Source organism: Actinomycetota bacterium, from assembly GCA_040755895.1.
GTDB lineage: Bacteria > Actinomycetota > Aquicultoria > Subteraquimicrobiales > Subteraquimicrobiaceae > Subteraquimicrobium.
In genome coordinates, this window is the sequence record JBFMAG010000139.1 from 1 (window position 1) to 10,901 (window position 10,901).

Annotated in this window: 9 protein-coding genes, 1 pseudogene and 1 other annotated feature; all 10 genes and pseudogenes read right to left on the reverse strand. The window is 46.5% G+C overall.

Annotated features, from left to right (window positions below):
* Positions 1–23: 23 nt before the first annotated feature.
* Positions 24–1,544: an anthranilate synthase component I gene (trpE, locus tag AB1466_06535; protein MEW6189740.1), complete on the reverse strand. Its 1,521-nt coding sequence runs from the start codon at positions 1,542–1,544 to the stop codon at positions 24–26.
* An 84-nt stretch (positions 1,545–1,628) separates the two neighbouring features.
* Positions 1,629–1,885, reverse strand: a binding site (T-box leader).
* A 247-nt stretch (positions 1,886–2,132) separates the two neighbouring features.
* A pseudogene (gene hisI / locus AB1466_06540) lies at positions 2,133–2,447 on the reverse strand (phosphoribosyl-AMP cyclohydrolase).
* Between the two features lie 110 nt (positions 2,448–2,557).
* On the reverse strand, positions 2,558–2,698 hold the full coding sequence (locus tag AB1466_06545) for a hypothetical protein (GenBank protein MEW6189741.1): 141 nt from the start codon (positions 2,696–2,698) through the stop codon (positions 2,558–2,560).
* A 72-nt stretch (positions 2,699–2,770) separates the two neighbouring features.
* Positions 2,771–3,541: an imidazole glycerol phosphate synthase subunit HisF gene (hisF, locus tag AB1466_06550; protein MEW6189742.1), complete on the reverse strand. Its 771-nt coding sequence runs from the start codon at positions 3,539–3,541 to the stop codon at positions 2,771–2,773.
* Positions 3,542–3,546: 5 nt separating this feature from the next.
* Positions 3,547–4,284: a 1-(5-phosphoribosyl)-5-[(5-phosphoribosylamino)methylideneamino]imidazole-4-carboxamide isomerase gene (gene hisA, locus AB1466_06555; GenBank protein MEW6189743.1), complete on the reverse strand. Its 738-nt coding sequence runs from the start codon at positions 4,282–4,284 to the stop codon at positions 3,547–3,549.
* A complete protein-coding gene (hisH, locus tag AB1466_06560) occupies positions 4,262–4,885 on the reverse strand; it encodes an imidazole glycerol phosphate synthase subunit HisH (protein ID MEW6189744.1) in 624 nt (207 codons plus the stop codon). Before hisH ends, hisA begins: the two co-directional genes overlap by 23 nt.
* A gap of 104 nt (positions 4,886–4,989) precedes the next feature.
* The gene (gene hisB, locus AB1466_06565) at positions 4,990–5,580 is read right to left on the reverse strand and encodes an imidazoleglycerol-phosphate dehydratase HisB (protein MEW6189745.1); all 591 of its coding nucleotides are present in this window, start codon (positions 5,578–5,580) and stop codon (positions 4,990–4,992) included.
* Complete coding sequence (locus AB1466_06570) at positions 5,567–6,532, reverse strand: HAD hydrolase-like protein (protein ID MEW6189746.1); 966 nt, start codon at positions 6,530–6,532, stop codon at positions 5,567–5,569. The genes hisB and AB1466_06570 overlap by 14 nt, the downstream gene beginning before the upstream one ends.
* A 60-nt stretch (positions 6,533–6,592) precedes the next feature.
* Positions 6,593–7,891, reverse strand: coding sequence for a histidinol dehydrogenase (gene hisD, locus AB1466_06575; protein ID MEW6189747.1), 1,299 nt, complete (start codon positions 7,889–7,891; stop codon positions 6,593–6,595).
* 256 nt (positions 7,892–8,147) lie between these two features.
* Positions 8,148–10,901 (reverse strand): DNA polymerase III subunit alpha (gene dnaE / locus AB1466_06580; protein MEW6189748.1); only part of this gene is annotated, 2,754 nt, incomplete at its 5' end.

Sequence of the window (10,901 nt, forward strand, 5' to 3'; positions counted from 1 at the left end):
GTCATAGTTATCTATCATTAGTATCATTTGTAGCTCCCCAAACTATTCTCCGCCATATGAACCGCCGAAAGGAGTGCCTGAGCTTTATTCACGGATTCCTGAAATTCCCTCTCGGGGACAGAATCGTAAACGATCCCCGCTCCAGCTTGTACATATGCTTTATTTCTCACAACGATGATCGTCCTTATAGTTATGCACGAATCCAAATTTCCAGAATAACTGAAGTATCCTACAGCTCCCGCATACGGACCCCTCAAAGTCGGTTCAAGCTCATCGATGATTTCCATAGCCCTTATTTTGGGAGCACCCGTGACGGTTCCCGCGGGGAAAGCCGCTCTTAAAACGTCGAAGGCATTTTTATCTTTCCTCAAAGTTCCACCGACGGTGGAGACGATGTGCATTACATGAGAATATCTTTCGATGAACATCAGTTCTTCCACCTTCACACTGCCCGGCTTGCATACCCTGCCCAAATCATTCCGACCCAGATCCACGAGCATGATGTGTTCGGCCCGTTCCTTTTCGTCGCTCAGCAGTTCGGTCTCGAGTTTTCTATCCTCCTCATCCGTTCCCCCCCGGGGGCGAGTGCCCGCGATGGGGCGGGTAATTACATAGGAGCCTTGGACCTTCACCAAGGGCTCAGGGGATGAGCCAATGAGCTTTAAATCTCCAAATTTCAAGTAATACATGTAGGGTGATGGATTTATCATCCTTAACGCCCGATAAATATCAAAGGGATCAGCCTTAATCTCGGTGGAGAATCTCTGCGATAATACGACTTGAAGAATGTCCCCGGCTCTAATATATCCCTTTGCCTCACTCACGGCTTCGATGAAATCCTCCTTTGACATGTTAGATTCCAGGTGAGGATGGGAGATACCTGCTGAGACATGGGAGTATTCCCGAAGGGGAGTGTGAACAACGGGTTGTTTTAGCTTTTCGATTAGATCTTCCACTTTACAAATGGCTTGATCGTAAGCCTCATCGGCTTCGCCACCTGCCTGCCGGTAGGTCTGGTCGATATGGGCGTTGGCTACCACCTTAATTTTGTGCTTTAGATGATCAAAGATGAGAATGGTATCCGTGAAGACAAAGATCATTTCGGGGAGGTGTAAATCATCCTGAGTGGTCCTGGGAATATCTTCGAAATATCGGATGACATCATAGCCCAGATAGCCCACGGCTCCACCATAAAACGGTGGGGGCTCCTCCATTTGGGCGGGGCGATATTGGGAGATGATCTCTTCAATGATTTTCAGGGGATCGGGAATATTCGATATTTTTGTCACCTTTTGCCCCTGCATGATCTGCAAGTCACCATCGTCGCAGGTGATAACGAGGTAAGGATTATTACCCAAAAAGGAATAACGCCCAAGCCTTTCTCCACCCTCGACGCTCTCCAAAAGAAAAGCGTTGGTGCTCTCACCCAGCTTCTTAAAAGCCGAAACGGGTGTATCCGTATCGGCGACGATCTCCCGATACACCGGTATCAAATTATACTTTTTGGTGAGTTCTTTGAACTCACTGCGTGATGGATGGTACATTGTGGCTACCTCTCCTCAAAGGAAAATATCGCATGTCACAGGTTACAAGTCCTAGGTAATAACATCAAAACAAAAAGCCTCTCGTCAAGGGACGAGAGGCTTTTCTCGCGGTGCCACCCTAGTTACCCATAAGTCACTCTACGGGTACAGATAATACCCTCTTTCTTTTAACGGTAAAAGTTCCGACAAAGCCTACTCACAGTTTGGTCCACACCAACCAAAACCATTTTCGGTTTGCGTCTCAGAGGTCCATTCATTTAGAGACTTGCACCGGGTTTCAGCAAACCCCGGCTCTCTGTGGCTAAGCCCTCTAAACTACTAGTCCTCATCACCGACTTTATAATATATTTCAATTTTCATAAAGTTTAACATTAATACATGATTCTTTGCAACTATATATTCGCCAATCATCCAAAAATTCCTTCTTTTACGGGGGGTTAAAAATCATAAATCACTCTTTACTGCAATAACAATTTCCCCGGGCAAACCATTAATTTCATTTTTTCTTATATTCTATGTTAAATCCGGCGTCTTTTATCGATCGTTCAACATATATCGGTCTGCAGTCGATATATTTGGGAATTTTTTGAGGGTTCGGTAGAAGCAGGATATGTTGCCAGTGTGGCATGCGACTCCGATTTGCTCGACCAAAACTAGCAATGTATCTTCATCGCAATCGTAGCGAATTTCCTTTACTTTCTGGATATTTCCCGAACCTTCCCCTTTATGCCATAACTCCTGGCGGGAGCGGCTCCAAAACCAGGTCTCACCACTCTCCAAAGTCCTCTTGAGAGATTCTTCATTCATATAGGCGAGCATTAGCACCTCGCCAGTTTTAAAATCCTGGACTATGGCAGGGATCAATCCTCTCTCATCGAATTTTAACTTTACTTCACCGAGTATATCCTTCTTCACGTGAACTCCTTTCTATAACTCAATTCCCTTAGAGTTCCCTCTTGGTTTGTAAAATGTTTTAACCCACCTCGCTACAAATTTAAAATGCAAATCACTCATTAGACTTTTCCTTTTTTTGGGGGCTCATCTCCCCTCTCTCCACTGGATTTTGTGACCATCCTCACCAGGAGATAGCGAACGAGGATCATAATTGCGACACCGATGGCTAGTGGTATTACAACTATGACAAAGAATCTCACTTCACATTCCCTTCCCTCTGATTCTATTTACCTCGCTATAATGAAAAGAGAAATTCCTTTGGAGAAATTTTTTCACAATCTTACGGGAATTCCATGCTCTTTTAAATATTCTTTAACTTCTTTTATTATTAACTCTCCATAATGGAAAAGAGAGGCGGCGAGCACGGCATCTGCATGCGCTTCAATGATGACTTCGAGGAAATGCTCCAACTTTCCAGCACCTCCCGAGGCGATGAGGGGTATATTAATGGCGCTTGACACGGCTCGAGTTAGCGCAATATCGTACCCATCCTTTGTGCCATCCCTATCCATGCTGGTGAGCAAGATTTCTCCCGCCCCAAGGCTCTCAACCTTCCTTGCCCATTCCACAGCATCCAAACCCGTGGGTGTTCTCCCCCCATTTATGTAAACTTCCCACCTTAAAGTCGGGAGTGAACCGTGAACCCTTTTGGCATCTATGGCAACCACGATGCACTGGCTTCCAAACTTCTTAGAAGCTTCCCTTACAATCTGCGGATTCTTTACCGCGGCGGTATTTAAAGAGACCTTGTCGGCACCAGCAGAAAGAAGATTTCTGATATCTTCCATGGTTCTGATACCTCCACCGACTGTATATGGGATGAAAACCTCCTCCGCGGTACGGCGAGCTACATCTACCATTATCCCCCGTTTCTCGTAAGAGGCGGTGATATCCAGAAAGACCAGTTCATCCGCACCTTCCCTGTCATAGACCGCTGCTAACTCTACGGGGTCCCCCGCGTCTCTGAGATTCACAAATTTTACTCCCTTTACCACCCTGCCCTCTTTCACATCCAGGCAAGGAATGATCCGTTTAGTCAACACTTCCTTCACCTACCGGTAACACAACCCGCTGCAGCCATCGCTTCTTTAAGAGAAAATGTCCCTTCATAAAGAGCCGTTCCGATGATCACACCCTCCACTCCTAAAGGCTCCAACCTTTTGAGATTTATGATATCTTCCAAACTGGATACTCCTCCGGAAACGATCAGAGAGATGTCAATCCTTTGAACCATGTCTCGCACAGCGTCAAAATTGATCCCACGCTGTGTTCCATCGGAGAGGATATCCGTGTAAATTAAACGCGAAATGCCAAGCATCTTCAACTCCCGAGCGACCTCCCATGCATCATATTCCGTACTCTCTCTCCAGCCGCTTATGGCTACCTTCCCACTTCGGGTATCAATGGCGGCTACGATTTTGGGTCCAAATTTCAGGCATGCTTCGGCAACAAACTCTGGAGCATTTATAACCGCGGTTCCCAAGACAGCTCTTCGAACTCCCAAATTCAATAACTTCTCCACAGTTTTAATATCTCTTATTCCTCCACCAACTTGGATGGGAATACCCACAGATTTGATGATTTTTTCGATGGCCGGTAAATTTTGAGGTTTACCAGAGGCGGCACCGTTAAGATCCACGACATGCAAGAATTGAGCGCCTTCATCCTCCCACCTCTTCGCCATCTCCGCAGGATCTTCGGAATAAACCTTCACGGTTTCAAATCTTCCCTGAAAAAGGCGTACACATTTTCCGCCCAGGATATCAACTGCGGGGTAGATGAGCATAGACGATACCTCCAAAATTCTTTAATATTTTTAATCCCAACTTGCTGCTTTTCTCCGGGTGAAATTGAACTGCAAAAATATTATTCTTCCAGATGCTGGAAGTGAACTCGATACCATATTCGGTAGTGGTGCAGACGATATTACTGTCTTTTGGATCCACATAGTAGGAATGGACGAAATAGAAATGAGAACCATCGGAGATACCTTGAAGGATGGGCGCTTCACACACCTTTTTTATCCGATTCCACCCCATATGCGGAACTTTAACTTCCGGTGGAAGACGCAAAACTCGACCCTTTATTATACCAAGTCCCTTGTGCAAGCCATCCTCCTCACTCTCAGTAAAGAGGAGTTGTAGCCCCAAACAAATACCCAAAAAGGGCTTACTTTGAGAGAGAATTTCCAGAACGGCGTCCTCTAATCCAGAAGCCCGTAAATTGTGCATGGCATCCGCGAAGGCTCCTACTCCGGGAAGCACCATACCAGAAGATTTGCGAATCACCCCCGGATCGGAGGTTATGACGGCTTCGTACCCAACTTTTTCAAAACCCTTTTGCACACTCCTTAAATTCCCCATTCCATAATCCACTATCACTATCATTGAAATTCCCTCGATTTCTTAATATCACGATTAATACGCGCCATACGGATCATCGTCGCTCGTCACATCGTCGCTCGAAATTCTGCGAGATTCGAGTGACGAGTTTAGAGTTGGCCCTTGGTGGAGGGTACTTCCTCCATTCTCCTGGGGTCGATCGCTGTAGCCGTATCCAAAGCAATGCCCAAGCCCTTAAATATCGCCTCGATGATATGGTGGGTGTTCTTGCCGAACAGAACCTTGATATGAAGGGTGATGGCAGAGTGATTCACAAAGGCGTGAAAGAATTCGTGAACCAAGCTCACATCGAAATTCCCGATGACCTCCACGGGAAGTTCCACATCGTAAAAAAGACGAGAGCGCCCACTTATATCCAAGGAAATCAGAACAAGAGCTTCGTCCATGGGAGTGATGCTGAAACCGAATCTTTTTATCCCCTTTTTATCTCCCAAACACCGCCGAAATGCTTGACCCAAGCAAATGCCCACATCTTCTACGGTGTGGTGTGCATCGATATGTAAATTTCCCCTCGCTTCGATGGTCAAATCGAACAGACCATGCTTGGCGAAGAGCTCAAGCATGTGGTCGAGGAAGGGTATGCCGGTATCGATTTTGGACAAACCCTTCCCATCGATATTCAAGGAAATGTCGATTAAAGTTTCTTTGGTCTCCCTTTTTACCGTGCTAGTTCGCTCCACTTTTCTCCCCCATCTCCTTTGATTTTATGATAAATGACAATACACCATTGGGATCCCTGGCTAGGATATCCACTCCACCTTCAATGTAAATACGTGCTTCAGATCGCTTGCGAGAAATAATGCAGGAAAGGAATCTCATTTGCGCGTTAATTTTCCCAAAATTGCGGACCGTTTGCAGGTCATCCCATGTGTCACCCATATATATTCCCACACAAGTTTGCATTTTGGTCCCCAAACTTAGAAGAACCTCCGGATTTGGCTTTTTAAGGGAGCCATCATCATCGGATAAAACCAGGTGAGATGGAATAAGATCGGCTAAATTGGCTTTCTCCAAGGCGACTTCCGCTTCCTTTCCCGTTCTCCCCGTAACCACGGCAATCTTGGGGTAAAAGAACTTTATTTTATTCCTATCCACGAGAACCCTTTCTTCATTGAGCAACCCTTTTTGCTTAACAAGAGTCGGCTCAAAACCGTATAACCTCGGACAATAATCCACCCCACCATAATACTCCTGAAAAACCCGTTTTATCACGTCCTTTCGCCAAAGACCGGTGACCTTGCCTTTCTGTCCCTGGGATAGAGAGCTGAATATCAACTTTTCTAAGGTCTTGAGCCCTCCGCCTGAATCTCGAACCTTCTCGGTAAATTCCTCCAGGGATTCGCCCTCCGATCTTAAAAAATCCAAATTTTGGCTCGAAAATTTCTGGGATTTTCCCAAATAAAAGAGAGCAACTCCATAGGTTAACTCCCAATCATTGTTAAATCCTCCTGCGAGTTTAAAAAGTTGAGTCTCTTCGGGAGTAATCAGCGTAGAGGTGCCTTCCCAGTTGAGTATCTTTGAAAAATAATATTGAGTGGTCTTGCTTATGGCGGCTCTGAAGGATCGGGATACATCGAGGATTACTCCGTCTATGTCCAGCACCAAACCATCAATTAGAGGTAAGATGCCCATTATCTCTTTTCGCACAAGAAGATGTGGTTGAACCTCCATGAATTTGTGGGAGAATGTCATCTATTTGCTGCCCTCGACTCTTATCTTTACAGACTTTGCATGGCCTTCCAGTCCCTCGGCCTGAGCTAGAACGGTGACAGCCTCCGCGAGCTTTTCCAACCCACTCTTTGTGAAGATGAGCACGCTCGATTTCTTGGTGAAGTCATCCACGCCCAAGGGGGAGGAAAAACGCGCACTTCCTCCGGTGGGGAGGACATGATTCGGTCCCGCTATATAATCACCCAGTGCCTCGGTGGAATAGGAACCGAGAAAAATAGCTCCGGCATTCTCGATCTCGTTTAAAAATTTTAAGGGCTCTTCAACCATTAACTCCAGGTGTTCAGGGGCAATGGCGTTGGCCAATTTTATTCCCACTTCTATATCCGAGACGACAAATATCCTCCCTCGACTCTTTATGGATTCTTCGGCAACTTCTCGCCGCTTTAGCCCAGAAAGTTGTTCAGAAAGAGCCGAATTAACCCTTTCAGCAAGCTGGAAAGAGGTGGTGATGAGCAAAGCGGTGGCATCCGGTGCATGCTCTGCCTGACCAAGCATATCAGCCGCTATAAGCCTCGGATCAGCCTTTTCATCGGCGAGAATTAATACCTCGCTTGGACCCGCCAACCTATCGATGCCAACATGACCCACAACTAGTTTTTTAGCCAGGTTCACATAGATGTTTCCCGGACCCGTGATCTTATCCACCTTCTTTACGGTTTCCGTTCCATAAGCTAAGGCTGCTATGGCCTGGGCTCCTCCTAGTTTGTAAATCTCATCCACACCCGTTTCCTCCGCCGCCACCAAGGTGAAGGGGTTTATCTTGCCATCGGGTCTCGGTGGAACACACATGGCAATTTCCTTTACCTCAGCCACGCTGGCGGGAATGGCATTCATGAGTACCGTGGAGGGATATGAGGCCAGACCACCAGGTATGTAAATCCCAACCCTAGCGATTGGACGAACCAATTGTCCAAGCCAAATGCCCTCCCTCTCAGTTGTAAACCACGAACTCGTCTTCTGTCTCTCATGGAAATCGAGAATGCGCTCTTTGGCGAACCTGATCGCCGCGACAAACTCCTGACTCACGCTCGAGTAAGCCTCAGAAACCTCTTCCTTTCTTACCGCCAATCCCACTCCCGTAAGATCGGCTCCATCAAATTCCTTCGTATATTTGAGGAGAGCTCGATCCCCTTCTTTTCGCACATCCTCCAGTATTTGCCGCACCGCTTTTAGAGCAGCCTCATCTTCCAATACAGGGCGTGCGAGAAATTCCTCGACCTTGGTCTCATCGAACTTTTCGATTTTAATGATTGGCATCATCACTAACCCCTCAATTGGAATATCTTCTTGTACTTTGGCAAAATTTAAGTTTGCACAGTCGTTTTAAATTTTTCTTTGTCATTTTGCATTTTTAGTTTTGCATTTTACATTTGCCACGGAAGGGAGTATTTATGCAGATAATATCACTTATCTGGAATTGAAATTTGCCAAACTAAGGAGTTTAATAACCAAAGGATTGCGGGGGCACCCATATGGGAAGCAAGCCCCCGCGCTACCGATTCCCAGCTTGGATTAATTATATGTGCTGGTTGCGACCATTGTCAATAAAAACGTTATCCTCGCCGAGAAGCTCCTTCAATTCGGCGAATAAGCTGCTTTGAGTTTTCACACGATATTTGGCACCCAATCGAAAAGTGGTCGTCTTATTCTCTTCGGTAAGTTGGAGGTATACTTGGGAGGAACCGGGGTGGGTCTCTAAAATTTCTTTGATTTGGTCAATGAGCTTTTTATTGAAGCTTTCCAAAGGCATTTTGATACATAAAGGAAAAGAGCTCTTGCTGCTGCGGTTGCTGCTGTCATTCAACATCTCAACCTCTTGACCGATGACTTTGACATCTTCCTCTTTCACATCGACCCGCCCCTTAACCTTGATTACCCTATCCTCCTTCAGTAACTCTCTGTGCTTTTGATAAACCTTTGGGAAAAGAACGACCTCAACGGAACCCTCCAGGTCCTCTAAGGTCAAAAAGGCCATTATTTCACCTCGCCTGGTGGTAATACGGCTTATGCGGGTGATAATACCACCAATGCGAACGGAACTCCTCTCCTTTTGCTCTCGCAGTTCACCAATGGAGGTTGTAGGGCGATTTCGGAGCAATCTTTCCACCCCTAACAAGGGATGATCACTCACGTACAGACCGAGCATTTCCTTTTCGTGGGCGAGTAATTCTTCCTTGGAAAATTCATCTTCAACCCGTTGTTCGGGTGCCTCGTAGCACTCACCTTGATGAAGATCGAAAAAGGTGAATTGCCCTACCTCCCTGTCCTTCCGCTTGCGCAATCCTCTCTCCATAGCCCGTTCATAAATGCTTAAAAGATGCTTCCGTGTATCTCCACAGGAATCGAAGGCTCCGCTCTTAATTAAACTCTCCAAAGCCCTTTTATTGATCACGGTCAAATCGACTCTTTCACAGAAATCATAAATGGATTTGAAGGGACCTCCCTTCTCTCTTGACTGGATAATTGAATCAATGGCGCTACTGCCCACATTGCGAACCGCCGAAAGTCCAAATCTGATGGCCTGCCCGCCAGGGCTATCTGCCCACCCCTCGGTAGAGGCAGACGGAGACGTTGGCGGGCGGACTCCCCCGATCACCGTAAAACTCTTGAAACTCTCATTGACATCCGGAGGCAAGACCTTTATCCCCAAACGTCGACATTCATTTACGTACTGGGCCACTTTGTCCTTATTCCCCATCACGGATGTGAGAAGAGCGGCCATATATTCCACGGGATAGTTCGCTTTAAGATAAGCGGTTTGATAAGAAATAACTGCATAAGCAGCTGAATGTGCACGATTAAAGCCATAACCAGCAAAGTAGGCCATCAGATCGAAGATTTTCTGTGCCGTTTCGGCATCTATTCCTCTGGACTTCGCTCCTTTAACAAATTTTTCTCTTTGCTCCGCCAGAACATGGGGTTTCTTCTTACTCATCGCCGCCCGTAAGATATCGGCTTCGGCCATACTGAATCCGGCCAACTCGGAGGCTATCCTCATAACCTGCTCCTGATAAACGATGATTCCATAAGTATCCTTCAATATGGGCTCAAGGGAGGGATGAACATAAGAAATGGGCTTGCGACCATGCTTTCGGTCGACGAAATCCTGAACCATATTGCTGCCCAAAGGACCAGGGCGATAAAGGGCTAAAATGTTTATGACGTCTTCAAAGGTTGTGGGTTGTAAATCCTTTAGGAGTGAGCGCATTCCAGTGCTTTCAAGCTGGAATACCCCTATACTTAAGCCCTTTTGAAGCATCTCGAGGGTTTTTGAATCCTCAAGGGAGACATCATCTATATCCAAATCCTCGCCTCTGGTTCTCTTGATTATGTTCACTGCATTATCGATAACCGAAAGGGTGCGAAGCCCCAGAAAATCCATCTTCAAAAGACCTATCCTCTTGATGGCATCCATATGATATTGGGTAATCGTTTCAGGGGTACCTTTTCTCTGCAAGGGGGTGTAGTTGGTGAGCTCATCTCGAGAAATAACGACTCCAGCCGCATGGATGGAATCCTGCCTGGCCAATCCCTCCAATGTCTTGGCGGTGTCTATGATGCGCCTAGTGGTTTCATCATTCTCATACTCTTGGCGCAATTCGGGGACGTTTCGTAAAGCCTCTTCGATGGTGGTGCCGGGACTCTCCGGTATGAGTTTGGCAATTTTATCCACTTTCCCATAAGGGATGCCAAATACTCTCCCCGCATCTCTGGTCGCCGCCCTCGCAGCCATCGTTCCAAAGGTGATGATTTGAGCCACCTTATCCCGACCATATTTCTCGGCTACGTATTCGATGACCTCATCTCGGCGCTCATAACAGAAGTCTATATCTATATCGGGCATGCTCACCCTCTCCGGGTTCAAAAATCTTTCAAAGAGTAAACCGTACCTCAAGGGATCAACGTTTGTTATCCCTAAGACGTAAGCGACGATGCTCCCCGCCGCGCTTCCGCGGCCTGGACCCACCTTGATTCCATGCTCCTTGGCAAACTTGACAAAATCCCAGACCACTAGGAAATATCCGGAAAAACCGGTCCTCTTTATTACCTCCAATTCGTGCTTTAGCCGTTCCATTATGGATGGAGTTACCTCCGAATATCTTTTCTTGACACTTTCCAAGCAAAGCTTCTCAAGATAGGAATCGAGATCATAGCCCGGTGGGACTTCATAATGAGGCAGGTAAATCTTACCGAGCTCCATGGTTACATTACACCGCTCGGTAATCCCCAAGGAATTTTTGAGGACTTGAGGAAGGTCTGGGAATACCTG

What these genes read in the sequence shown, in the direction of transcription:
- hisD (MEW6189747.1), bottom strand. Translation starts at nt 7,891, where the DNA reads ATGATGCCAATCATTAAAATCGAAAAGTTCGATGAGACCAAGGTCGAG.
- hisH (MEW6189744.1), bottom strand. Translation starts at nt 4,885, where the DNA reads ATGATAGTGATAGTGGATTATGGAATGGGGAATTTAAGGAGTGTGCAA.
- trpE (MEW6189740.1), bottom strand. Translation starts at nt 1,544, where the DNA reads ATGTACCATCCATCACGCAGTGAGTTCAAAGAACTCACCAAAAAGTAT.
- hisA (MEW6189743.1), bottom strand. Translation starts at nt 4,284, where the DNA reads ATGCTCATCTACCCCGCAGTTGATATCCTGGGCGGAAAATGTGTACGC.
- AB1466_06570 (MEW6189746.1), bottom strand. Translation starts at nt 6,532, where the DNA reads ATGGGCATCTTACCTCTAATTGATGGTTTGGTGCTGGACATAGACGGA.